The organism is Pseudomonas sp. Y39-6, assembly GCF_023651955.1.
GTDB classification, from domain to species: domain Bacteria; phylum Pseudomonadota; class Gammaproteobacteria; order Pseudomonadales; family Pseudomonadaceae; genus Aquipseudomonas; species Aquipseudomonas veronii.
Map to the genome: position 1 here is coordinate 5,635,069 of NZ_CP069594.1, position 24,438 is coordinate 5,659,506.

Consider the following 24,438-nt stretch of genomic DNA (forward strand, 5'->3'; position numbering starts at 1 on the left):
TCGACGTCTCTTACTTTCCTGCAACCCAGCCCAGTACTCTTTCATGCGAAAGGGGCTGTCATTCATTTTTAGCGTCAAGGAAATAAGAAAATGTCGGATAAACGTCAGAGCGGTACCGTCAAGTGGTTTAACGACGAGAAAGGGTTTGGTTTTATCACTCCAGAAAGCGGTCCGGATCTGTTCGTGCATTTCCGCGCTATTCAGGGCAACGGCTTCAAGAGCCTGAAAGAAGGCCAGAAAGTGTCTTTCGTCGCCGTGCAAGGCCAGAAAGGCATGCAGGCTGACGAAGTGATCGCCGAAGGCTGATCCCTCCTGCGACAAAAAGCCCCTGATGGTGACATCAGGGGCTTTTTTATGGGCGCGGTAAGGGCATTGCGCCGTAAAATGCTTTTTTTCTTCAGAGAGCCGGCCATGTCCAAACCCCTGCTGAGCCCCCAAGGCGAATTCCCCGCCGTTGGCCTGGGCCGTCGTCTGGCAGCGATGTTCTATGACTTCCTCCTCTGCACGGCGCTACTGATTGTCACGGCCTTTCTCTACAAGCTGGTGTGGATCGCGTTCGTGGGCGAAGCCAAAATGCGTACCCTCACCGAATCCGGCGCGCTGGACGGCGACCCGCTGCTGTCGACGATTCTGTTCTTCGTGCTGTTTGGCTTCTTCGCCAAGTTCTGGACCCATTCCGGGCAGACCCTGGGCATGCAGGTGTGGGGCGTGCGCGTACAGAACGCCGACGGCTCGCGGATCAGCCTGTGGCAGGCGCTGTTGCGCTTTGTGGTGTCGATTGCATCGTGGTTGTGCGTGGGGCTGGGGTTTATCTGGTCACTGTTCGACAAGCAGAAACGCAGTTGGCACGACATCTACTCCGACACGCAGTTGGTGCAGGTTCCGAAGCGGAAAAAATAACGCCCTGCTGGTGCGGATCAAAATGTGGGAGGGGGCTTGCTCCCGATAGCGTAGTGTCAGTCTCCAGATACATCGACTGATTTACCGCTATCGGGGGCAAGCCCCCTCCCACATGTTCGACCGGGTCAGGCGTTGCCGGCCAGCTTCAGGCGCGCAGCCTGGGTGAAGTCCAACATGCGCTTGAGCGGGCGCACCGCCTGCGGGATCACCGAAGGCTCGACGAAGATCTCGTTGCTGCCCTCACGCAGGCACTGCAGCGTGCGCTCCAGCGTATTCATCGCCATCCACGGGCAGTGCGCGCAACTGCGGCACGCCGCGCCGTTGCCGGCGGTAGGCGCTTCGACGAAGACCTTGTCCGGGCACAGCTGCTGCATCTTGTAGAAAATGCCGCGGTCGGTGGCGACAATGAACGTTTTGTTCGGTAAACGCTGAGCGGCGGCAATCAGTTGGCTGGTGGAACCCACTGCATCCGCCAGTTCGATCACCGAGGTCGGGGATTCCGGGTGGACCAGGATCGCCGCGTCCGGGTACAGCGCCTTCATGTCTTCCAGCTGCTTGGACTTGAACTCTTCGTGGACGATGCACGCACCGTCCCACAGCAGCATGTCGGCACCGGTCTGGCGCTGAATGTAAGTACCCAGGTGCTTGTCCGGCCCCCAGATAATGGTCTCGCCGTTGTCCATCAGGCTTTCGACGATTTCCAGCGCGCAACTGGAAGTCACCACCCAGTCCGCCCGCGCCTTGACCGCCGCCGAGGTGTTGGCATACACCACCACCGTGCGTTCGGGGTGTTGATCGCAGAACGCGGAAAACTCCTCCACCGGACAGCCCAGGTCGAGGGAGCACGTGGCTTCCAGGGTCGGCATCAGGATGCGTTTTTCGGGGGTAAGGATTTTGGCCGTCTCGCCCATGAAACGCACACCGGCGACCAGTACGGTCTTGGCCGGGTGAGCAGCGCCGAAGCGTGCCATTTCAAGGGAGTCGGAGACACAGCCGCCGGTTTCTTCGGCCAGGGCCTGAATCACCGGGTCGCAATAGAAGTGGGCGACCAGCACCGCGTCCTGAGCTTTGAGCTCGGCGGCGATGGCGGTACGCAGGCTAGCCTCTTCCTCGGCACTGAGGGCCTTGGGCTGCTTGGCGTCGAGGTGGGCTTGAACCAGAAGGCGTTCGGAAATTTGCGTCATGTTCGCAAGACCTGCAGGCGCCGTTGCGCGAAAGTCGAGTGTACCACCGGCTCTGGAGCCCTTCAGGCGCCGCCGGACGAAGTGATGATGTCATCAAGCACGGGTTAAGGTGAAGCTGCGCAAGGCTACAGAATATCGAATGGATTCAAAAGCCTAATCTGGCACGGCGCGACGCATCTGTCGGGCAAAAAAAAACGCGAAGGCGCATCACTGGGGCTTCGCGCGTTGACCACGATGAACCTCAGCGCATCAGCACATCCGGATCATCCTGCAACAGGACTGAGTCATGCATCTTCGCCAATGCATCCTTCAACGTCGACTGCTCCAGCGCATCCTTGGATTTTTTGCTTTCCCTGCCCGCGTGTTCGAGCAGCGCCAAGTAGTCACGCTTGGATGAGCCTTCCTTCGGCACCACGGTGTCTTCTACCAGGTTGGCCATCACATACTTCTGCGTGTGGGTATTCTGGGAAGCCGACTGTGTGACGGAAGCACGGGTCAATTGGCTGTCTGTATAGGCAAAGCTCGCGGTGCTGCTGACCCTGTCCTGTACGTGCACATACAGGTAATTCTGCGATTCGCGACTGCCATCAAACACCGGCGGTTTCCCACCATCAAGGCCTTTGTGGAAGCTCGCCGAAAGCACCGATTGCTGGTTCTGGGTGACACTGCGATCCGCGCTGCTGCGGCCATTAACCTGGTTTTTTTGCGACACATTGTAAGAAAAGCTGTCGACCTCTGAAGGGCGCATCGGGTTGGAGCTGTCTACGGCCTGCTTGAGGGAAGCCTTGAAGTCCGCCAGACCGGTCAGCAAGCCTTTATCGCTCCCGGCCCGGTCGGCCGTGGTGTTGAGCACCGACTGTGAAATGTCCGCGCCGCCGCCTTTGGCGAACTGCGCCACCAATGCTGCCCCCAAGCCGCTGTAGCGACTGGCCGTGGAGGTCGAGTTAAAGCGGGTGTTGATGATCTTGCTGACTGCGTCCTGGCTGCTATTTTCCCAGGCCCGCACACTTTCCCGACCCGGCATCTGCCCGTCTCGGGAGTAGATATCAACGACATCGGCAGCCGGATTACCGAGGCTGACCACCGACGCAGGTCGCACCGGCAAGACATCGACAGTGTTCGCCGAAATGGCGAGCGGTGTGGCTACAGCGCGAACAATGAGGGGATTGCTAGCGATGATCGGAGTTAGCGTAGTCATGACAGTCCATGTCTTGAAAGCTTAGCCTCCAATCTAGCCAAGATACGCCGCGTATTGACAGCATTAAAGCCGAAATAAGTGGCAAAGAGCCACATCAAAAAAACCGCCTCTTTGCCGCATCGCGCAGACTCAGGAGCTGTAAGTCAACGCCACACATACCGCGCGATCGCTCGTAGGAATATGTACAAAACGTGCCGGCATTATCCAATGCCTTCCCACAGCAAAAGCAGTGCAGTGCGCAAGGAAGTCGCTGGTGGGGGGAGGTATCTTAATGACATGATGAAGGCCATTTAACCCGCTCGGCCAAACTCAAATGAATAGCACCGTCGGGATGGGCTCTGAGGTCAGCGAACTGGCCACCTCCGGCCTGAGCCAAAACGAAGCGTTCACCGAGCGCGTACTGGCCAGCATCAACGATTGCATCCAAGTACTCGATCTCGATGCCCGCCTCACGTTCATGAGCGAAGGCGGCCAAAACATCATGGAGGTCAGTGACTTCAACACCATCCGTGGCTGCTCCTGGCCCGATTTCTGGCAGGATCAAGGCAACCTAGACGCCAAGGCCGCCGTACAGGCCGCCAGAAACGGCGAAAGCGCCAGCTTTATCGGCCCGGCCCAGACCCTGGCCGGTAACCTGAAGTGGTGGCATGTACAGGTGAGCCCGATCCTGGGCAGTAACGGCCGGCCGGAACAGATCCTCTGCGTATCCCGCGACATCACGGCCCTGCGTGAAGCCGAAGAAGCACTGCGCAAGCTCAACGAGTCCCTGGAACAACGGGTGGTGGAACGCACCCGCGACCGCGACCGCATCTGGCGCCTGTCCCCGGACCTGATGCTGGTGGCCCAACTCGACGGCGTGATCTCCGCCGTCAACCCAGCCTGGACTCGCATGCTCGGCCACGCCGAACACGACTTGGTGGGCAGCCAGTTGCTGGCCCTGGTTCACCCGGACGACTTGGCCGACTCCGCATCGGCAGTCAGCCGCCTGGGAGACGGCAAGAACTTCCCCAACTTCAAGAACCGTTACCGCCACCAGGATGGCAGCTATCGCATGATCGCCTGGACCGCCGTACCCGACAGCGATTACATCCATGCGGTGGGCCGGGATATCCAGGCCGAAGAAGAAGCCAAGGACGCCCTGCGCCTGTCGGAAGATGCCTTGCGCCAATCCCAGAAACTGGAAACCATTGGCCAACTCACCGGCGGCGTCGCACACGACTTCAATAACCTGCTGACGGTAATCAAATCCTGCGCCGACCTGCTCAAGACCCCATCCCTGAGTGAAGTGCGGCGCATCAAATACATCGATGCCATCGCCAGCACCGTCGACCGCGCCGCCCGCCTGACCGCGCAACTGCTGACCTTCGCCCGCCGCCAGGCCCTGCGCCCGGAAGTATTCAATGTCGGCGACAGCGTGTTGCGGGTGGGCGAGATGATGGACAGCCTGACTGGCTCGCGGATCAAGGTCACCATCGAAGTGCCGGATGAGCCCTGCTTTATAAACGCCGATGAAAGCCAGTTCGATACCGCGCTGGTGAACATGGTGGTCAATGCGCGGGATGCCATGGCCGGCAATGGCCACTTGACCATCCAGGTCGCGACAGCCGCCTGGCTGCCGTCGGTGCGCGCCCACCCGGGGCGGGTCGCCGACTACGTGACCATCGCATTGAGCGACACCGGATCAGGCATTGCGCCAGAAAAACTCGACGCCATCTTCGAACCCTTCTACACCACCAAAGGCATCGGCCAAGGCACCGGGCTGGGCTTGTCGCAAGTGTTCGGCTTTGCCAAACAGTCGGGCGGGGAGATTCTGGTGCAGAGCGAACGCGGCAAAGGCAGCCAGTTTACGTTGTACCTGCCCAAGGTCGAGGCCAGCACGATCCCGACCGCCCAGGACAACCATCGCGTACCGATCATCTCGAACTTGTGCGTGCTGATGGTCGAGGACAATGCTGACGTTGGCCTCTACACCTCGCAGACCCTGGAACAGATGGGCTTTCACGTGTTGTGGGTGCCGGACGCCAAGAGCGCACTGGAAGCCCTGGCCCCCAACCCGGAAAGTTTCCAGGTGGTGTTCTCCGACATCTCCATGCCCGGCATGAGCGGCCTGGAACTGCTCGACGCGATCGAAACGCTCTATCCATGGCTGCCGGTGGTGCTCACCACCGGCTACAACGACGAATACGCGCGCATTGCCCAAGAAGAAGCCAAGCGTTTTGTACTGCTGCAGAAACCCTATGCCACCGAGACGCTGGCCTTGCTCCTGCAAAAGGTCGTCAAGGGCCGTCTGGGCGGCTTGATGGGGGTGGAGTAGGTCGACGCGACTTTAGGATCAGCACGCTGTCGCCTTTCAGCATCGGAAGGCGGGTTGCATGTGGTGGGACTTGGCAGCTTGCACGGGCTTTTCACAAGGCAAAAAAAAACCCGGAAATCCTCACTTGCGTGGGCCTTCCGGATTTTCTAAACCGCCAAAAATGGTGGGTCGTGTGGGATTCGAACCTACGACCAATTGGTTAAAAGCCAACTGCTCTACCAACTGAGCTAACGACCCGCTGTGTTGTGGCGCGTATAATACTGATTTCTAAGGATTATTCAACACCTTATTTTAAATAAATCAAAAATAACGCGTTGGGTCCGTAATTCCGGCCATTTTGAAGCCTTCTGCACGCAGTCGGCAGCTGTCGCATTTCCCACAAGCACGGCCGTCATCGTCTGCCTGATAGCAGGAAACAGTCAGCGAATAATCGACGCCAAGCCCTACGCCAGCCTTCACGATATCGGCCTTGCTGAGGTTTTGCAGCGGCGCCAGGATACGGAAGCCCTGCCCCTCTACCCCAGCCTTGGTCGCCAGGTTGGCCATGCGTTCGAACGACTCGATGAACTCTGGGCGGCAGTCCGGGTAGCCGGAATAATCCACTGCGTTGACGCCGATGAAGATATCGCGCGCATTCAGCACTTCCGCCCAGCCAAGGGCCAGGGACAGGAACACGGTGTTGCGCGCCGGGACGTAGGTGATCGGGATGCCTTCGCTGGGGGCTTCCGGCACGTCGATGCTGCTGTCGGTGAGCGCCGAGCCGCCGATGCCGTTGAGATTCAGGCCAATGACCTTGTGCTCGGCCACACCCATGTCGCGAGCGACGCGGGCAGCGGCGTTCAGCTCGGCGCGATGGCGCTGGCCGTAGTCGAAGCTCATGGTGTAGCAGGTGTAGCCTTCAGCCTGCGCCATGGCCACCACCGTGGCGGAGTCGAGGCCGCCGGACAGCAGGATTACCGCACGTTTTTGATCAATCGGTTGTTCAGTCATTTCAGCGTCCTGGCTCGTCGTTCCAAAGGTATTTATGCAGTTGCAGTTGCAGACGGACCGGTAGGTTATCAGCCACCACCCAGTCGGCCAGGTCGCGTGCGTTCAGGTCGTGATGGCTTGGAGAGAACAGCACCTCGCCCGCGCGGCGATCCAGGCCGTACTGGATCAGCTTGGAGCTCGCCCAGTCGTAATCGTCGCGGGAACAGATCACGAACTTGACCTGGTCGTTGGCCGTCAGCAGGTCCAGGTTCTCGTAGAGGTTGCGATGTGCCTCTTTGGAGCCAGGGGTCTTGAGATCGACCACTCGGCTTACACGCGGGTCCACCGCGGAAATATCCAGGGCGCCGCTGGTTTCCAGGGACACCTCGTAACCGGCGTCACACAGCTGCTTGAGCAAAGGGATGGCGTTGGGTTGCGCCAACGGCTCACCGCCGGTCACGCAGACGTAGCGCGGCCGGTAACCGGCAACCTGTTCAAGGATGTCTTCAAGGGTTCGCACGGTGCCGCCACTGAAGGCGTAGGCGCTGTCACAGTACTGGCAACGCAGGGGGCAACCGGTCAGGCGCACAAATACTGTGGGCAGGCCGGCCGTTCGCGTTTCACCCTGTAACGAGTAAAAAACTTCGGTGATGCGTAATGTGTCTTGCATAGTCGCCACGGGCGTAACAGCTAAACAGGCTGTCCGCCTCCGTCAGGCACTTCAAGGAATTCCGCCAACGCGTAAACCCCAGGAAGCGTGTTTCATAAAAGGGCGTGGATTCTAACGAAAAAACCCGCGCCAGGCGCGGGTTTCTTCTAAACGGACAGCATCGCTTACAAGCGCTGCAGGTCGCGTTGAGCCAACTGGGCAGCGGAAGTCCCCGGATACTGGGCAACGACCTGCTGCAGAATGCCTTTGACCTTGTCGGTGTGACCCAGGCGGCGTTCTACGTCAGCGAGTTTGTACAGCGAATCCGGCACCTTGGCGTGCTTGGGGTACAGCTGGCTGACCTTGGCAAATGCCTGGCCCGCCCCCTGCAGATCACCCTTTGCCAGGTTTACCTCACCCAGCCAGTACTGGGCGTTGCCCGCGTACTGACTGTTTGGGTAACGACCGAGGAATGCGGTGAAGGCCTTGCTGGCCTTGTCGAAATCCTTGGCCTTGATCAGGTCGAAGGCTGCATCGTAATACAGTTTTTCCTTCGCCGGATCACCCGGTTCGCTGCTGGCGGCAGGGGCTGCGGCGGCGGCCCCTGCTGCAGCACCACCGGCGGCGGCACTTGGCGCGCCACCGGCAGAAGAATTATCAGGAGTAGCGGCAGGTGTAACGCCGGCTCCTATGCGTCGATCAAGATCCTGGTATCGCTCCAGGCCTTCTTGCTTCAGCTGGTTCACTTGATTCTGCAGAACTTCAATGGCGCCTTGTTGCTGCGACAATTGATCCTGCATGCGTTGCAACTGGTTGAACAGTTCGCCCTGTGCCGAGGGAGCGGACGTAGCCGCCCCCCCAGCATAGGCGCCGTTCGTGCCATAACCTGCTGGCGGATAACTGCTCCCGCTATTGTTATAGCCTGAGTTGCTATCTTCCACAGGAACCGCAGCCCACACCGCAAGCGGCGCGAGGCTGAGAGCCAATACAGTTAGAGCACGACGGCACGTTCGCATGACGAATTACTTACGCAGTTCGACGCGACGGTTTTGAGCCCAGGACTGCTCGTCGTGGCCAGTAGCAACTGGACGCTCTTTACCGTAGGAAACCAGTTCCAGTTGGCCTGGAGCAACACCTTGCAGTACCAGATAGCGCTGAACGGCTTTCGCACGACGCTCGCCCAGTGCCATGTTGTACTCGCGAGTACCACGTTCGTCGGTGTTACCTTCCAGAACAACGCGAGCGCCGTTAGCTTTCAGGTCCTTCGCGTGAACGTCCAGAGCGCGCATGGCTTCTGGTTTCAGGTCCGAACTGTCGTATTCGAAGTAGAAAGTGGTGATTGCGCGCAGAGCAGCTTCTTCGCTCAGGGAGCCGTCAACTGCACCAGTGTTGGCGCCATAACCAGCGTTTGGATCAACAGCTGCGCCTTCACCGGCATTGTCGCCGCCTTTAGACGAGCAACCAACGGCTACGGACAGAGCCAGAGCCAGAGCAGCAAACTTACCAAACTTCAGCATTTCCATCGTGAAACTCCTAATGAACCCCAGTGTGTTAAGCAAATCATGTAGCGCCGCGTCAGTTCAGGTAAGGGGACCAGGATGGTTCTCTGACTTCGCCTTGTGCGGTAGGAAGCGGGAGCCTTACGCGTCCATTAATGGACACGAGCATCAAGACTCCCCGGCCCTGCTGGCGGGTGGCGTAGATTACCATGGTGCCGTTGGGCGCAACAGTGGCTGACTCATCTAGGTTGGTATCTGTAAGGATTTTTACGGTTCCGCGCTGCAAATCCTGGGCCGCAACCCGGAAATTAGTGAAACCATCCTGACGGTGAATCATCACCAACGTCTTTTCATCAGCCGAAAGCTTAGGGTTGGCGTTGTAGTTACCAATAAAGGTCACGCGTTCCGCGCCACCGCCACCCACGCTCGTTTTATAAATTTGAGGCTTGCCGCCACGGTCGGAGGTGAAATAGATGGTCGAACCATCTTTACCCCAGAACGGTTCGGTGTTGATACCAGGACCGCTGGTCACGCGGCTGATCTGGCGCGAAGCCATGTTCATCACGTAGATATCCGGGTTGCCGTCCTTGGACAGCACGAAAGCCAGGCGCGAACCATCCGGCGACCAGGCTGGCGCACCGTTGAGGCCTTCGAAGTTGGTGATCTGCTCACGACGGCCAGTATCGATGTGCTGGACGAAGATGCGCGGACGCTTCTGCTCGAAGGACACGTAGGCAATGCGCTTGCCGTCCGGCGCGAAGCGCGGCGACAGGATTGGTTCACGCGATTGCAGCAAGGTCACAGCGCGCGCGCCGTCATAGTCGGAACGCTGCAGCGTGTAGCGCGTGTTGTCTACGGAGAAACGCTCGGCCGTTACATACAGCAGACGTGTCGAGAAAGCCCCTTTGATACCGGTGAGCTTTTCAAACGACTGGTCCGAGATGTAGTGGGCCATGTCGCGCAGTTGTTCGGCGGTGCCCGATACGCTGCCGGTCAAGACCTGCTGCTCGGTCGCCACGTTGAACAAGGCGTACTGGATCTGCAGGCGACCGCCGGCCGGCACGATGCTGCCGACCATCAGGTACTGGGCGCCCACGGCTTTCCAGTCGCGGAAGATGACTTCGCTGGCCTGGGTCGGCTGGCTGATCATGTTGCCTTTGGGAATCGGCGCGTAGTAACCGGAGTTGCGCAGGTCGTCGCTGACGATCTGGGCCATGTCGTCCGGCAACACGCTGCCGCCCTGCCAGCCGAACGGTACAACGGCGATCGGGGTGGCCCGATCGCTACCGCTGGTGACCAGGATGTTCTTTTCATCCGCCGCCGCTATCCCTGCCATACAGCAAATAACGACAAGCATTCCTCGAAGAAGGTTTCTCACAAGGCTAAATCCTCAGGTGTGAATGTCATCTTGAATGAACGATAGGGAGCGAAGTCGCTTGGTTTCATTCCCTGCATCTCGGTCAACCGGCCAATATTCTTGACCGCCGCGACCGCCGAACTGTCGAACGAACCGTCACCACTGGACTTGGCCACGCTGACCGAAGTCACCGTACCGTCCGGCAACATGCCGATCTGCAGCACTACTGTCATGCCTTTGCGTGCCGAAGGCGGACGTGTCCAGCCTTCTGCTGCCCGCGCCCGAATCAGGTCGTCGAAACTGCCCGCGACTTCATCGCCACGTTCATCGGCCAAGGCTTGCTGACGCTGCGGCGTGTCGGAGAGCAAATCTGCCAAGGCCTGGGCCTTTTTCTCTTCGGCGGATTTACGCGCTGCTTCCTGGGCCTTTTTCTTGGTGGCATCGGCGGCAGCTTTCTTCTTCGCGTCGTCGGCGATTTTCTTCTTCGCCTCGTCTGCTTCAGCTTTTTTCTTGGCGTCTTCGGCGGCTTTCTTCTTCGCGTCTTCGACTATCTTTTTCTTGGCGTCTTCAGCGGCCTTTTTCTTGGCCTCTTCTTCGGCAGCTTTTTTGGCTTCTTCTTCAGATTTCTTCTTGGCTATATCAGCCAATTGTTTCTCTTCGGCTTTTTTAGCTTCGGCAGCTTTCTCGGCTTTCTTGGCTTCATCAGCCTTTTTCGCCTCGTCAGCCTTCTTCGCTTCGTCAGCCTTTTTCGATTCCTCGGCCTTTTGAGCCGCCTCTTCTTTCTTTTGTTCCGCAGCAGCCTTCACTGCTTCCTGCTCGACCTTCTTCTGTTCCATCTGCTCGACTTCAGTCTGGCGCGCAGCCGACTTCTGGGCCTCACCCGCAATCTTCTGATTGGTCTGGGTAGTGGCCTGACTTTTCGATTTCAGCTGATACAGGGTCGCCTGCACGATCGGCTTGGCTGGCGGCAGGTCCGGGGTCATGGCAAAGCTGACGAACAGCATGCCAAACACCAGGACGTGCAGGGCAATTGCCCAGACGCTAGGCCAGAAGTAGCTTTCCGAGGCGGACGGCTCTCGCTGTTGGTGCATCAGGGCGCCTCGGTAATCAAGCCAACGTTACCGACGCCGGCCTTCTGCAGCCCGCCCATGGCGCCCATGACGGAACCGTAGTCGACCGACTTGTCGCCGCGGATGAACACCTGGGTGTGCTTGCCGCCTTCGTTGCCGGAGCGAATGATCTTGGTCACCGCATCGGTCATCGCCGGCAAGGTCAGGGCCTTGTCCTGTTGTTTCTGCGTATCGACTTCACTGCCAAGGTTCCAGTAGTAGGTCTTGTCAGCCTTGATCGAAATCGTCAGCACCTGGGTGTTGTTGTCCTGGGGCAAGGCTTCGCTGGAAACCTTGGGCAGATCAACCTTCACACCCTGGTTGAGCATCGGCGCGGTCACCATGAAGATCACCAGCAGCACCAGCATCACGTCGATGTAAGGCACTACGTTCATCTCGGCGACCGGCTTGCGCTTGGTTCGTGCTCGAGTGATTAAAGCCATCGGGGAGTACCTGCTTATTCTTCGCTGGTGTGCACTTTACGGTGCAGGATCGCCTGGAATTCGTCGGCGAAGGTGTAGTAACGGCTGATCAGGGTCTCACCGCGCGCGGCAAAGCGGTTGTAGGCGATAACCGCCGGGATCGCAGCGAACAGGCCGATCGCGGTGGCAACCAGGGCTTCGGCGATACCCGGGGCCACGGTGGCCAGGGTCGCTTGCTGGGCCTGGGCCAGGCCGCGGAAGGAGTTCATGATCCCCCACACGGTACCGAACAGGCCGATGTACGGGCTGACGGAACCCACGGTGGCGAGGAACGGCAGGCTCTGCTCCAGCTTCTCTTCTTCGCGGGAGATGGCCACGCGCATGGCACGGGCCACGCCTTCCATGACCGCTTCCGGATCGACGCCCGGCTGCTGGCGCAGGCGCGAGAACTCCTTGAAGCCGGCACGGAAGATCTGCTCGACGCCCGAATCCGGGTCAGGGTTGCTACCGGCCTGGCGATACAGTTTGGACAGGTCGATACCCGACCAGAAGCGCTCTTCGAAGCTCTCCAGGGCACGTCGACCGGCACGCAGCAGGTTGCTGCGCTGAAAAATCATGACCCAGGATGTAACCGATGCGGCTAACAGGATCAGCATCACCAGTTGAACCACAACACTGGCATTACTGACCAGGCTCCACATGGAGGAATGGTCGACGACGGTAGGTTCCACGCTAAATCTCCTGCTTTGATTGTTTACCCGCGCCGCTCACGGCGGCAAAGGCCGCACGTAGAGTTTCGGGAATGGCCCGAGGTTTCAAACTATTGGGGCGCACACACGCCACCAGGAACTGCCCCTCACAGAGCAGCGTTGCATCCGCAGCCCGCCTGACCTGCTGTTTAAAGCGCAGGCTGACACGGTTCAATTCGATTACTTCAGCGCTGACCAGCAGCTCATCGTCCAATCGCGCCGGCGCGTAATAACGCGCCTCGCTGGAATGCACGACAAACAACAGGTCCTCCCCTGCCAGCTGGGATTGGGCAAAGCCCAGCTCCCGTAGCCGCTCGGTTCGAGCCCGCTCCATGAACTTGAGGTAATTGACGTAATACACGATGCCGCCAGCATCGGTGTCCTCGTAATAAACGCGACAGCGATGTGCGAACGACTGATCCCCGTTTTGCGCGCGCATACTCTAGTGCTTACTCCTCAGGTTGCCAATCCGGCTGGGCAACTGTTTTTTCATTCTATGAAACATTTCTAACGACTGAATGACGACGCCAGCCACTAGGACAGCACAAACCTTGAATAAATCGACCCGAGTGACCTTTTTAATCGTCCACTGCATCGAGGAATTCGTCTAGCACGGGCATCTCGCCCAATCGTGACGGAATGTTTAGCCCAAAGTGCAAATAGGCATGGCGGGTAACCACCCGGCCCCTTGGTGTACGCATGATGTAGCCCTGCTGGATCAGGTACGGCTCCAGCACGTCCTCAATGGTATGGCGCTCTTCACTGATGGCCGCTGCCAGGCTGTCCACGCCCACCGGGCCACCGTCGAATTTCTCGATCATGGTCAACAGTAGCCGCCGGTCCTGGTGATCGAAGCCGTGTTCATCCACGTCCAGCAGGTTCAACGCCAGGTCGGCCACGGCCTTGGTGATATGGCCCTTGGCTCGCACTTCGGCAAAATCGCGCACGCGTCGCAGCAAGCGGTTGGCGATCCGTGGCGTACCCCGCGCCCGCCGGGCGATTTCAAACGCGCCTTCGGGGTCCAGGGGCAAGCCGAGAATGCCGGCCGAACGGCTGACGATGGTCGCCAGGTCTGCGGTGCTATAGAACTCTAGACGTTGGACGATGCCGAAACGGTCTCGCAACGGGTTGGTCAGCATGCCCGCGCGCGTGGTCGCGCCCACCAGGGTGAACGGCGGCAGGTCGAGCTTGATCGAGCGGGCCGCGGGGCCTTCACCGATCATGATGTCGAGCTGGAAGTCTTCCATCGCCGGGTACAGCACTTCCTCGACGATGGGCGACAGGCGGTGGATTTCGTCGATGAACAGCACGTCGTGCGGTTCGAGGTTGGTCAGCAGCGCCGCGAGGTCGCCCGGACGCTCCAGCACCGGGCCGGAGGTGGACTTGATCGACACCCCCATTTCCTGGGCGATGATGTTGGCCAGGGTGGTTTTACCCAACCCCGGCGGGCCGAAGATCAAGGTGTGGTCCAGGGATTCACTGCGCCCACGCGCAGCCTGGATGAACAACTCCATCTGCTCGCGCACGGTGGGCTGGCCGATGTAGTCGGCCAGGCTCAGGGGGCGGATGGCGCGGTCCTGGACTTCTTCACGGTCACGGGGGCCGGTGGCCGCGATCAGACGATCAGCTTCAATCACTTAAATCATTCCCTTCAGGGCTCGGCGGATCATGTCTTCGCTGCTCAGGTTCTTGTCCTTGATGGCCGACACCGCTTTGCTGGCTTCCTGCGGCTTGTAGCCCAGGGAAATCAGCGCGCTGACCGCATCGCTTTCGGCACTGGCCACCTGGGCCGCCGGCTGGTTCGGCTGGTTCGGCACCAGGGCGAACATGCTCGGCACGACTTCCCAGGCTTTGAAACGGTCCTTGAGCTCCACCAGCAGGCGTTCGGCGGTTTTCTTGCCGACCCCCGGCACCTTGGTCAGCGCCGAGGTGTCCTGGGCCGACACCGCGCGTACCAGTTCATCCACTTCCAGGCTCGACATCAGCGCCAGGGCCAGTTTCGGCCCTACGCCATTGAGGCGAATCAATTCGCGGAAGAAGTCGCGGTCACGCTTGCCAATGAAGCCATAGAGCAGTTGCGCATCTTCGCGCACCACAAGGTGAGTATGCAGGGTCAATGGCTCGCCAACCGACGGAAGGCGATACAGGGTGGTCATGGGCACTTCCAGCTCATACCCCAGCCCGTTGACATCCAGAATCAGGTGCGGCGGCTGTTTCTCAGCCAGGGTGCCGCGCAAGCGTCCAATCACGGTTCAGATCCTTAAAGCTTGGGGGTCAGATCGAGGCCTGACCGCAAATAACGATTGCGCCGATGCTATCAGAGACGCAGCCGCCCGCCACGACTACGTGCCGCCCCCAGGCCGTGAGGCAGCAGGCTGGAACGGGTATGCGCGTGGCAAATGGCGATGGCCAGGGCGTCGGAGGCGTCGATCTGCGGCTTGGAGGTGAGTTTGAGCATGTGCATGACCATCATCTGCACCTGCTCTTTATTGGCCGCGCCGGTGCCGACCACGGCCTGCTTGACCTGGGTGGCGGTGTACTCGGCGATTTCCATGGCCTCCTCGGCACCGGCGACGATGGCGGCGCCACGGGCCTGGCCGAGCTTGAGAGCCGAGTCGGCGTTTTTGGCCATGAACACCTTTTCGATCCCCATGGTCACCGGCTTGTAGGTCTGGATCACTTCACGCACGCCGCGATAGACGATCTGCAGGCGCTCGGCCAACTCGCCCGCACCGGTGCGGATGCAGCCCGAGGCGACATACACGCAGCCGCGCGGGGTGTGTTGCACCACACCAAAACCGGTGATGCGCGAACCGGGGTCGATACCTAGAATTAAAGTCATAACGCCTGCAGGTCGGGTAAACACAATTTTTGATACAGGTAAAATCCAATGTGGGAGGGGGCTTGCTCCCGATTACGGTGGTTCAGTCGATTCATAAATGACTGACACACCGTAATCGGGAGCAAGCCCCCTCTCACATTTAGATCCACATCGTCCGTCAGCCTAGCTGCTCGGCGACCGACTCTGGAATGTCAGCATTCGAGTAGACGTTCTGCACGTCATCCAGGTCCTCGAGCATATCCAGCATCTTCAGCACTTTCTGCGCGCCGTCCAGGTCCAGTTCGGCGCTGGTGGTCGGCAGCATCACGATTTCTGCGTCGGTGCCTTTGAAACCAGCGGTTTCCAGCGCGTTACGCACCGCATAGAACCCGGCGAACGAGGTGAACACATCGATCGAGCCGTCTTCATTGGTCACCACGTCATCGGCATCCGCTTCCATCGCGGCTTCCATCAACGCGTCTTCATCCACGCCCGGCGCGAAGGAAATCTGGCCCTTGCGCTCGAACAGGTAGGCCACCGAGCCGTCCGTGCCGAGGTTGCCACCGCACTTGCTGAACGCATGACGCACCGCCGCGGCAGTACGGTTGCGGTTATCGGTCATGCACTCGACCATCACCGCCACGCCGCCCGGGCCGTAGCCTTCGTAGGTCAGCTCGACCATGTCGTCGGTATCGGCCGCACCGGCGCCACGGGCCACGGCGCGGTCGATGATGTCGCGACTCATGTTGGCGCCGAGGGCCTTGTCCAGCGCCAGGCGCAGACGCGGGTTGGAGCCTGGGTCACCGCCGCCTTGGCGGGCGGCGACGGTCAGTTCGCGAATCCACTTGGTGAAGATCTTGCCTTTCTTGGCATCCTGACGCTCTTTGCGGTGCTTGATGTTCGCCCACTTGGAATGGCCAGCCATAACACAACTCCGAAATTCTCTAGAAACCTTATCAACCCCGCCCCAGGCGGGATACAACCCTTGTAACGCAAAGGCGCATCCGAAGATGCGCCTTTTTGACTGCGTAAAACCTTATCGCGCTTTCACGCAGCGGCCTTACTCAGCCTTTGGCGCCTCGCGCAGGCGGATATGCAGCTCGCGCAGTGCCTTGGCATCCACGACACCTGGCGCCTGGGTCATGACGTCCGCAGCGCTCTGGGTTTTCGGGAAGGCGATCACTTCACGGATCGACTGGGCGCCGGTCATCAGCATCACCAGACGGTCCAGGCCAAAGGCCAGGCCGCCGTGGGGCGGTGCGCCGTACTTCAGGGCGTCGAGCAGGAAGCCGAATTTCTCTTCCTGTTCGGCTTCGTTGATGCCCAGCAGACGGAATACCGCTTGCTGCATTTCCTTGCGGTGGATACGGATCGAACCGCCACCCAGCTCAGTGCCGTTCAAGACCATGTCGTAGGCCCGGGACAGAGCGCCCGCCGGGTTGGCTTCGAGCTCTTCCGGCGAGCACTTCGGCGCGGTGAACGGGTGGTGCAAGGCGCTGAAGCTGCCGTCGTCGTTCTCTTCGAACATCGGGAAGTCGACGACCCACATCGGTGCCCACTTGCAGGTCAGCAGGTTCAGGTCGTGGCCCAGCTTGATCCGCAGCGCGCCCAGGGCTTCGCTGACGATCTTGGCCTTGTCGGCGCCGAAGAACACGATGTCACCGTCGACTGCGCCCACGCGATCGAGGATCACATTGAGGTTGGCTTCCGGGATGTTTTTCACGATCGGCGACTGCAGGCCATCAACGCCCTTGGCACGCTCGTTGACTTTGATGTACGCCAGGCCCTTGGCACCGTAGATGCCGACGAACTTGGTGTAGTCGTCGATCTGCTTGCGCGGCATGCTCGCACCGCCAGGCACGCGCAGGGCGGCGATGCGGCATTTCGGGTCGTTGGCAGGGCCGCTGAACACCTTGAAGTCGACGTCCTTGAGTTGGTCGGCCACGTCCACCAGTTCCAGCGGGATACGCAGGTCAGGCTTGTCGGAACCGTAGCGGCGCATGGCTTCTTCGAAGGTCATGTGCGGGAATTCGCCGAATTCCAGGTCCAGCACTTCCTTGAACAGGTTGCGGATCATTTGTTCGGTGATGCCCATGATCTCTTTTTCATCGAGGAAGCTGGTCTCGATGTCGATCTGGGTGAATTCAGGCTGGCGATCGGCGCGCAGGTCTTCGTCACGGAAGCACTTGGCGATCTGGTAGTAACGGTCGAAGCCGGCCACCATCAGCAGTTGCTTGAACAGCTGCGGCGATTGCGGCAGGGCGAAGAAACTGCCGGCGTGGGTACGGCTCGGCACCAGATAGTCACGCGCGCCTTCCGGGGTGGCACGGGTGAGGATCGGCGTTTCAACGTCGAGGAAGCCGTTTTCATCGAGGAAGCGACGGATGCTGGTGGTCATGCGCGAGCGCAGACGCAGCTTCTCGGCCATTTCCGGGCGACGCAGGTCCAGGAAGCGATAACGCAGGCGGGTTTCTTCGCCAACATCGGAATATTCGTTCAGTGGGAACGGCGGGGTTTCCGACTCGTTCAGCACTTCCAGCTCGTAGCCCAGCACTTCGATCGCGCCGGACGCCATGTTCGGGTTCACCGCACCGGCCGGACGCAGGCGCACCTTGCCGGTGATCTTCACTACGTATTCGCTGCGCACGCGGTCGGCGGCGGCGAAGCTCTCGGCGCGGTCCGGGTCGAACACCACCTGGGCCAGACCATCACGATCACGGATATCGAGGAAGATCACCCCGCCGTGGTCGCGGCGACGGTGAACCCATCCGCAAAGGGTGATTTCCTGACCTTCCAGGGTCTCGTTCAGTTGGCCGCAATAATGGCTGCGCATCATGGTAGTGGTTTCACTTCTCGTAATTCGAAATTCGGTGGCAGGCTTGGCCTCAGTCACCGTACATAAGTCAGGGGACGGATAATGCAGGAGCCTGCGCGTAGAGTTCAACTCAGTCTGCTTTGTCGCCGCCCGCCAGATTCTTCTTCGAGCCGGTCTTGAAGTCGGTCTCGTACCAGCCGCTGCCGCTCAGGCGGAAGCCCGGCATGGACAACATCTTTTTAAGCTCAGGCGCCTTGCAAGCTGGGCAATCGACCAGCGGCGCGTCGCTGATCTTCTGGATGGCTTCCAACTGATGACCACAGGAAGCGCATTGATAGTCGTACATGGGCATGGAGATGTCTCGGCGATCAGATCGTTACTGTGCCGCGCCGGCCTCCGGATAGAGGCCACTGCGCAGAAAGCGCCTGCAGCGGCAAAGCGCGGGATTATATCTGGTAAATCGAGGCAGCGCAGCCGGCTTTCTGCCCGAGGCCCGGCCCGCCTGAACGCCGGGCCAGCCCCGGAACCCCCGGATTACTCGGGATTGGACAGGCAAGCGCGGCCTTTCAATACGTGAACCACGCAGACCACCCTGACCAGCCCGCTGAAGTTCTTCACGCCGCCATAGCGCAAATGCACTTCCCGATCGACATAAGACAACAGCGCACTGACTGAACAGGCATTGAGCCTGGCTATTTCCGTGAGGATATTCCAGTAGATCTGTTCCAGCCGCAGGCAAGTGGAAAACCCATTGAGCCTTACCGATCGGGACAACGGTCGCGCCAGCCCCATATCGAACCCTTTGACAAAGGGGTCGACGTTTATCTTATGAAAACCACAGGTCTCCATCACTCTACTACCCACTCCACGCGACATACACCTGACACTCCATTGCCAAACAGCAGTCCATGGGCTTCTCCCATTGGACGGTGGGCCTATCAAACAGCAGGACGACGGGGGGCAGCCAGAAGACGGGGAGTTGATAGTCGTAGGACAACGCCAGGAAGCACGGAGAAACAAGCGAGCGGCGCCAGGGCGGCGCCGCCCGAGGTCGGTGTTTACTTGTTTTCGAGTAGGGAACGCAGCATCCACGCAGTTTTTTCGTGAACTTGCATACGCTGGGTCAACAGGTCGGCCGTCGGTTCGTCGCTGACTTTATCGAGCAGCGGAAAAATACCGCGCGCGGTACGCGTAACCGCCTCCTGGCCCGCCACCAGTTGCTTGATCATCTCTTCAGCGCTGGGCACGCCCTCTTCTTCCTTGATCGAAGAAAGACGCGCATAGATCGAATAGGCACCCGGCGCCGGGAAGCCCAGGGCACGAATGCGCTCGGCAATCAGGTCCACCGCCAGCGCCAGCTCGTTGTACTGCTCTTCGAACATCAAGTGCAGCGTGCGGAACATGGGGCCCGTGACGTTCCAGTGGAAATTGTGGGTCTTCAGGTACAGTACATAGGTATCGGAAAGCAGGCGCGAAAGCCCGTCGACGATGGATTTGCGATCTTCTTCACTGATACCGATATCGATTGCCATGTTTATCCCCTTCAATTGAACAGCATTCATTGATCAGGTGCCGGATCACTCTAGCAAGAGTACCCACTGTGTGCAGCCCGACGCACCGAGGCGACGTGCGGCAAATCGCCCTGCGCGGCCTCGCTGGCCCGCGACGGTGAAGGCTTTAGGCGCGACAGAAAATTTCCCCGACAGCAGGCAAAACGCCTGCAACTGTCTAGGACAAGCGTTTGACGCAGAAATGCCCCGCCCCTTGCAACGCCCGGAAATGCTTGATTTGAGTAGGCACAGCCTTTGCTGTTAAATAGGCAGCGTGTCGCTGCCGTTATTTTCTTCGGCCAGCGCATAGGCTGATACCCGCGCACGTGCCCAACGCCTCCCATTGTTCAGAAGCGAACCGTGCCAGTCAGCTCTTCCTTGTGATCCGTCTTAACGTGAGTTAATCAAAATGTTGAAAATCGTCCACCTGCTAACGGGCGTTGCAGCTTTGCTGCTGTCCTTTATCCCGAGCCTGCAGCCTGAAAGCCTGCCCTACCTGCAACAACATGACGCTCTGTACCTGGCCTTGTTCGGCCTTCTTAACCTGACGCTGGCGCCAGTGATCCCTTACTGGAACAAAGGCACGCGTCATCAACTGCAAAACCTGGTCAGCGCGCTGCTGGTGCTGACTGTTGTCGTACAAACCCTCACCCTCCTGGCACCCATGCCTGAAGTCGGCGGCCACCCGGCCATCCTGCTCAGCCTGGTGATTGCGCTGGTCGCCATCGTTCTTCACCTGGCCATCAGCTTCTACCGTTCGTCCCCTGCGGCCGCGTCGCAAAACTACGACATGACCAATCGGGATACCGGGACCGTCAAGTGGTTCAACACGTCCAAGGGCTTCGGCTTTATTTCCCGCGATTCGGGCGACGATATCTTCGTCCACTTCCGGGCCATCCGTGGCGAAGGCCATCGCGTCCTGGTCGAAGGCCAGCGTGTGGAATTCTCCGTCATGAACCGCGACAAAGGCCTGCAAGCAGAAGATGTGATCGCCGCGTTGCCGCGTCGCTGATTCCAAGCCAGGCAAAAAAAACCGCGATCCGGCACAAGCTGGATCGCGGTTTTTTATTGCGCGGCTATTAATAGTGAGGCGGCGGAGCTTCTTCTTCGGACGACTCGAACTGGCCGCCCATTTCTTCCTGGCGCTTGAGCAGCGCGGTCATCTGCAGTTGCAGGCGTTCGACCGCCCGCTGCTGGGTGACCAGGATGTCGTTGAGGGTTTCGATGGTGTCGTCCTGAAAGGCCAGGCGGCTTTCCAGGTCGGTCACGCGGTCTTGCAGATCCATGGTTCAGTCCTGGCTAAAGATGAAGTCGGCAGGTGACAGCTCGCGCAACCGCGCACGGATCGCTGCCACCTGTTCTTCAGTATACGGCCGGGCCGGATGCTTGCCCCAGACCGGCGCAGGCCAGGCCATGTCATCGCGCTTGCGCACGATCACATGCACATGCAACTGGCTGACAACGTTCCCCAGCGCGCCGATATTCATCTTGTCGGCGCCGAAACCTTCACTCAGCAATTGCGCAAGGGTTGTCGTTTCATTCCACAGTTTTTGTTGATCTATGACAGACAATTGAAAAACTTCGCTGATACCGTTTATGCGCGGTACCAGAATAAACCAAGGGTAATTCGAGTCATTGGACAGCAGCAGGCGGCACAACGGGAAGTCCCCGATGGTCAGTGTGTCTTGTTGCAGGCGTTGATCTAAGGCGAACACCGCGGGCACTCCGTTCGGCAGGTCAGATTCTGGCGCCCAGCATACCTTCGAACGCCGACGGCTTCACTTCGAATACAGACGCCAACGCGCATCCCGATAAAAAACCTGCCCCTTTTCGAGGCAGGCGAATAATTGAGCTACGCTGAATCGGGACTCATCGGAGTGCACCAAAATGACCCACTTGTGCTTCAAAGAGATCCGCCAAGTACCCACCCATGAGGGTGAACCGGTAACGTTTCGCGCAGGTACAGGATTCATGCACCACCGAATCAATGGAATGCATGGCCGTCAAGGACAAACTGAACGGCTTGAGAGGCCCGTGTTTATGCGGTTTTTACAGTGCAGTGAGGCTTTTCACGAAAAAATGACATTCAGTTACCGGTTTGGGCGCGCTTGTTGCATTCACACCCACATCGTCGGCAACGGCACCCTTCGGGAAGCGGGTGTTTCGCGATAAGAACACTAGCGAGTCAATGCGTATCAAGGATGCATTCAAACTTAGAAAAGGGTTTGAAAACAGCATTGAAGTTGTCAGTTCGGTAACATTCGGACTGTGAATTTGCGACATGGACCTAGCAATTCACGACAGCCTCGTAAAGAAGCTGAAAGGAAAGATGGGTAAGTATCGTCATTAGAGTCAGCGTGATATAACTTTACGCGGACACAAAAAAAGAAAGAGCCGCCCAGATAAAAATACAGGTGGGACGGCAGTACTCTTCCTAAAACCAAAGGAGCAAATCACGATGCGCGTGATGAAGTGGAGCATGATCGCCCTGGCTGTTTCAGCAGGCACCTCGCAGTTCGCAATGGCGTCTGCCCAAGACGATGCCAAGGGCTTCGTTGAAGACAGCACTTTCAGTATCAATACCCGTGCGCTGTATTTCAGCCGCGACAAACGCAACAATGACTCCGGCCAAAGCCGCAGCGAAGAAACCGGTCTTGGTTTCAACGGTCTGTACCAATCGGGCTTCACCCAAGGCACCATCGGTGTCGGCGTCGACGCCATCGGCCTGCTGGGCCTCAAGCTCGATAGCGGCAAGGGCCGTGCTGGCACTGGTCTGTTCCCAACAGGTTCGGATGGTCGTTCGCAAGACGACTACTCCAAAGGCGGCGCCGCAGTTAAATTCCGCGTCTCCAATACCGTGCTGAAAGCCGGCGATCAATACACCACAGCGCCTGTATTCGCCTCTGATGACAGCCGCTTGCTGCCTGAGTTGCCGCAAGGTATCTCGATCACCAGCAACGAGATCAAAGACCTGAAGCTTGAAGCCGGTCACTTCACCTCGATCGTCGCCCAAGACCATACCTACAAGGACAGTATCTCCAGCTCCGAGCCGATTACCGGCCGTGGCCTGCGTGATGCCAACTTCCTGGGCGGTGTTTACGCCTGGACCCCAGAGTTCACTACCAGCCTCTACTACTCGAAAGTAGAAGACTACTGGAAGAAACTTTACGCCAACGTGAACTGGACCCACGCGCTGAGCGCCGATCAGTCCCTGGCCGTAGACTTCAACATCTACAGCACCAAAAGCGACGGCGCCGGTCTGCAACGCGCAGAAAAAGACAACACCACCAAGCTGGATAACCGTGCCTACAGCCTGCAAGGCGCTTACACCTACCAGGCTCACACCTTTACCCTCGCTTACCAGAAAGTTAGCGGTGACGGTGACTACGGTTACGGCGTAGACGGCGGCGGCACGGTTTTCCTGGCCAACTCCATCGCCCGTTCCGACTTCAACGCTGAAGACGAGAAATCCTGGCAAGCTCGCTACGACCTGAACATGGCCACCTTCGGCGTGCCAGGCCTGAGCTTCATGACTCGTTACGTCAACGGTAGCGGCGCCAACACTGGCACCACGTCGAACGGCAAAGAGTGGGAACGCGACATCGAAGCCAAATACGTGATCCAGAGCGGCCCAGCGAAAGACCTGAGCCTGCGTATACGCCAAGCGACTTATCGCTCGTCTGACGGCGTGTACTACGGTTCGGCGTCGCTCGACGAACTGCGTCTGATCGCGCAATACCCGCTGAACATCTTGTAATTGCCCGTTCGATTACAACGATGACTTAAGGCTTCGGCCTTAAATTAAAAGCCGCTCCCCTGCATGCAAGGGAGCGGCTTTTTTATTGCAATATTATTTCAGCAGTAAAATAACTAGCAAGCTAACTAACGACAGTATCGTTCCCGCACTTAACGTGACCTATCAGCCAAGTTAAGTGCAAATGCCTTTCATTACTTCGCCGCTGTTTCCTGCATCACCCGAATAACCCGCTGCGGAAATGGAATATCGATCCCCGCCGCTTTCAAGCGATCACGTGCCAGTTCATTGAACATGAACATCACGTCCCAATAATCCGCCGTCTTGGTCCAGCACCGCAAAGACACCGTGATCGAACTGTCGCCCAAGGTCGAAACCACAGCCACTGCCGCCGGATCAGCCAATACACGCGGGTCTTTTGCCAGCTCCAGCAACACTTCGCGGGCTTTCTGCAGGTCGGCCTCGTAGTCCACCCCCACATCAAACACCACCTTGCGGGTAGGCTGACGGTTGGTGTTGGTGATGATGCCGTTGGAGAGGATGCCGTTCGGCACGATCACGGTCTTGTTGTCGCCGGTGCGCAGCACGGTGTGGAAGATCTGGATGCTGTCGACGGTACCGGACGTACCTTGGGCTTCGATCCAGTCACCGATACGGAACGGGCGGAACAACAGAATCAGCACGCCACCAGCAAAGTTAGCCAGGCTGCCCTGCAAGGCCAGGCCGATGGCCAGGGTCGCGGCACCGATGGCGGCGACGAACGAGGTGGTTTCCACGCCGATCATCGAGGCCACGCTGACGATCAGCATGACCTTCAGCACGATGTTCGCCAGGCTGGTGATGAAGTGCTGCAGCGCCAGGTCCGCGTTACGGATGGCCAGCAAACGCCCCACTCTGTGGGTCAGGCGGTTGATCAGCCACCAGCCGATGGCCAGGGTAATCACGGCCAGCAATACCCGGCTGCCGTATTCCATGATCATCGGGATCCACGACTGGGAGGTCTTGATCAGGTGATCCACTTCAGCGTTCAAATCCATCTACATTCTCCTGTTTGCCGGATGTACGGCGTTTTTTTGTGCCCACTAACGCAATTGAGCCCCGAAGGGCTCAATGGCAGGCGCAGGTTCTGGGGCGTGGGACGTCAAAAA

General features: G+C 58.8%; 27 protein-coding genes and 1 tRNA gene. 5 read left to right on the forward strand and 23 right to left on the reverse strand.

The window, feature by feature from the left end:
• The first annotated feature begins 90 nt into the window (after positions 1-90).
• A complete protein-coding gene (locus JN756_RS25620; RefSeq protein WP_017847139.1) occupies positions 91-306 on the forward strand; it encodes a cold-shock protein in 216 nt (71 codons plus the stop codon).
• A gap of 105 nt (positions 307-411) precedes the next feature.
• On the forward strand, positions 412-900 hold the full coding sequence (locus JN756_RS25625) for an RDD family protein (protein WP_046382260.1): 489 nt from the start codon (positions 412-414) through the stop codon (positions 898-900).
• A 125-nt stretch (positions 901-1,025) separates the two neighbouring features.
• Here JN756_RS25625 and nadA read toward each other — a convergent pair whose 3' ends face one another.
• Positions 1,026-2,084 carry a quinolinate synthase NadA gene (nadA, locus tag JN756_RS25630; RefSeq protein ID WP_017847137.1) on the reverse strand — a complete coding sequence of 353 codons (1,059 nt, stop codon included), beginning with the start codon at positions 2,082-2,084 and terminating at the stop codon, positions 1,026-1,028.
• Positions 2,085-2,325: 241 nt separating this feature from the next.
• Positions 2,326-3,282: a hypothetical protein gene (locus JN756_RS25635; protein WP_502941073.1), complete on the reverse strand. Its 957-nt coding sequence runs from the start codon at positions 3,280-3,282 to the stop codon at positions 2,326-2,328.
• A 313-nt stretch (positions 3,283-3,595) separates the two neighbouring features.
• Between JN756_RS25635 and JN756_RS25640 the strand changes: the two genes are divergently transcribed.
• A complete protein-coding gene (locus tag JN756_RS25640; protein WP_231589869.1) occupies positions 3,596-5,596 on the forward strand; it encodes a hybrid sensor histidine kinase/response regulator in 2,001 nt (666 codons plus the stop codon).
• Positions 5,597-5,757: 161 nt separating this feature from the next.
• On the opposite strand, the gene JN756_RS25645 is transcribed toward JN756_RS25640, so the two are convergent.
• The 18 genes from JN756_RS25645 to JN756_RS25730 all read right to left on the reverse strand — a co-directional run bounded on the left by JN756_RS25645 (position 5,758) and on the right by JN756_RS25730 (position 19,518).
• A tRNA-Lys gene (locus tag JN756_RS25645) sits at positions 5,758-5,833 on the reverse strand.
• 63 nt (positions 5,834-5,896) lie between these two features.
• Positions 5,897-6,571, reverse strand: a complete 675-nt coding sequence (gene queC, locus JN756_RS25650; protein ID WP_162231531.1) for a 7-cyano-7-deazaguanine synthase QueC — start codon at positions 6,569-6,571, stop codon at positions 5,897-5,899.
• Positions 6,572-6,587: 16 nt separating this feature from the next.
• Positions 6,588-7,235, reverse strand: coding sequence for a 7-carboxy-7-deazaguanine synthase QueE (queE, locus tag JN756_RS25655; protein WP_017847133.1), 648 nt, complete (start codon positions 7,233-7,235; stop codon positions 6,588-6,590).
• Positions 7,236-7,399: 164 nt separating this feature from the next.
• Positions 7,400-8,230 carry a tol-pal system protein YbgF gene (gene ybgF, locus JN756_RS25660; protein WP_046382258.1) on the reverse strand — a complete coding sequence of 277 codons (831 nt, stop codon included), beginning with the start codon at positions 8,228-8,230 and terminating at the stop codon, positions 7,400-7,402.
• Positions 8,231-8,236: 6 nt separating this feature from the next.
• Complete coding sequence (gene pal / locus JN756_RS25665; RefSeq protein WP_003209827.1) at positions 8,237-8,737, reverse strand: peptidoglycan-associated lipoprotein Pal; 501 nt, start codon at positions 8,735-8,737, stop codon at positions 8,237-8,239.
• 52 nt (positions 8,738-8,789) lie between these two features.
• A complete protein-coding gene (gene tolB / locus JN756_RS25670) occupies positions 8,790-10,070 on the reverse strand; it encodes a Tol-Pal system beta propeller repeat protein TolB (protein WP_046382256.1) in 1,281 nt (426 codons plus the stop codon).
• Between the two features lie 17 nt (positions 10,071-10,087).
• Positions 10,088-11,161, reverse strand: coding sequence for a cell envelope integrity protein TolA (tolA, locus tag JN756_RS25675; protein WP_017847130.1), 1,074 nt, complete (start codon positions 11,159-11,161; stop codon positions 10,088-10,090).
• Entirely contained in the window at positions 11,161-11,613 is a 453-nt protein-coding gene (gene tolR, locus JN756_RS25680) for a protein TolR (RefSeq protein ID WP_160384999.1), read from the reverse strand. Before tolR ends, tolA begins: the two co-directional genes overlap by 1 nt.
• Positions 11,614-11,636: 23 nt before the next feature.
• A complete protein-coding gene (gene tolQ, locus JN756_RS25685) occupies positions 11,637-12,332 on the reverse strand; it encodes a protein TolQ (protein ID WP_017847129.1) in 696 nt (231 codons plus the stop codon).
• 1 nt (position 12,333) lies between these two features.
• Positions 12,334-12,789, reverse strand: coding sequence for a tol-pal system-associated acyl-CoA thioesterase (ybgC, locus tag JN756_RS25690; RefSeq protein ID WP_046382255.1), 456 nt, complete (start codon positions 12,787-12,789; stop codon positions 12,334-12,336).
• A 139-nt stretch (positions 12,790-12,928) separates the two neighbouring features.
• Positions 12,929-13,987 carry a Holliday junction branch migration DNA helicase RuvB gene (gene ruvB, locus JN756_RS25695; RefSeq protein ID WP_017847127.1) on the reverse strand — a complete coding sequence of 353 codons (1,059 nt, stop codon included), beginning with the start codon at positions 13,985-13,987 and terminating at the stop codon, positions 12,929-12,931.
• Positions 13,988-14,599 carry a Holliday junction branch migration protein RuvA gene (gene ruvA, locus JN756_RS25700; protein ID WP_017847126.1) on the reverse strand — a complete coding sequence of 204 codons (612 nt, stop codon included), beginning with the start codon at positions 14,597-14,599 and terminating at the stop codon, positions 13,988-13,990.
• 68 nt (positions 14,600-14,667) lie between these two features.
• Complete coding sequence (gene ruvC, locus JN756_RS25705; protein ID WP_017847125.1) at positions 14,668-15,192, reverse strand: crossover junction endodeoxyribonuclease RuvC; 525 nt, start codon at positions 15,190-15,192, stop codon at positions 14,668-14,670.
• Between the two features lie 157 nt (positions 15,193-15,349).
• The gene (locus tag JN756_RS25710; protein WP_017847124.1) at positions 15,350-16,096 is read right to left on the reverse strand and encodes a YebC/PmpR family DNA-binding transcriptional regulator; all 747 of its coding nucleotides are present in this window, start codon (positions 16,094-16,096) and stop codon (positions 15,350-15,352) included.
• Positions 16,097-16,231: 135 nt separating this feature from the next.
• Entirely contained in the window at positions 16,232-18,007 is a 1,776-nt protein-coding gene (gene aspS / locus JN756_RS25715; RefSeq protein ID WP_017847123.1) for an aspartate--tRNA ligase, read from the reverse strand.
• Between the two features lie 109 nt (positions 18,008-18,116).
• A complete protein-coding gene (locus tag JN756_RS25720) occupies positions 18,117-18,338 on the reverse strand; it encodes an FmdB family zinc ribbon protein (protein ID WP_026140049.1) in 222 nt (73 codons plus the stop codon).
• Between the two features lie 182 nt (positions 18,339-18,520).
• Positions 18,521-18,862, reverse strand: a complete 342-nt coding sequence (locus JN756_RS25725) for a ribbon-helix-helix domain-containing protein (protein ID WP_017847121.1) — start codon at positions 18,860-18,862, stop codon at positions 18,521-18,523.
• A gap of 182 nt (positions 18,863-19,044) precedes the next feature.
• The gene (locus JN756_RS25730; protein WP_057004530.1) at positions 19,045-19,518 is read right to left on the reverse strand and encodes a Dps family protein; all 474 of its coding nucleotides are present in this window, start codon (positions 19,516-19,518) and stop codon (positions 19,045-19,047) included.
• Between the two features lie 427 nt (positions 19,519-19,945).
• On the opposite strand from JN756_RS25730, the gene JN756_RS32150 reads away from it, so the two are divergent.
• Entirely contained in the window at positions 19,946-20,548 is a 603-nt protein-coding gene (locus JN756_RS32150) for a cold-shock protein (protein WP_010566142.1), read from the forward strand.
• A gap of 67 nt (positions 20,549-20,615) precedes the next feature.
• On the opposite strand, the gene JN756_RS25740 is transcribed toward JN756_RS32150, so the two are convergent.
• Both JN756_RS25740 and JN756_RS25745 read right to left on the reverse strand, forming a co-directional pair.
• Positions 20,616-20,822 (reverse strand): SlyX family protein, encoded by a 207-nt coding sequence (locus JN756_RS25740; RefSeq protein WP_017847119.1) that lies wholly within the window; start codon positions 20,820-20,822, stop codon positions 20,616-20,618.
• A 3-nt stretch (positions 20,823-20,825) separates the two neighbouring features.
• The gene (locus JN756_RS25745; RefSeq protein ID WP_046382253.1) at positions 20,826-21,251 is read right to left on the reverse strand and encodes an HIT domain-containing protein; all 426 of its coding nucleotides are present in this window, start codon (positions 21,249-21,251) and stop codon (positions 20,826-20,828) included.
• A gap of 743 nt (positions 21,252-21,994) precedes the next feature.
• Between JN756_RS25745 and JN756_RS25750 the strand changes: the two genes are divergently transcribed.
• Positions 21,995-23,293: an OprD family porin gene (locus tag JN756_RS25750; protein WP_079444592.1), complete on the forward strand. Its 1,299-nt coding sequence runs from the start codon at positions 21,995-21,997 to the stop codon at positions 23,291-23,293.
• 191 nt (positions 23,294-23,484) lie between these two features.
• Here the strand turns inward: JN756_RS25750 and JN756_RS25755 are convergent, their stop codons facing one another.
• Entirely contained in the window at positions 23,485-24,327 is an 843-nt protein-coding gene (locus JN756_RS25755; RefSeq protein ID WP_017847116.1) for a mechanosensitive ion channel family protein, read from the reverse strand.
• Positions 24,328-24,438: the final 111 nt, after the last annotated feature.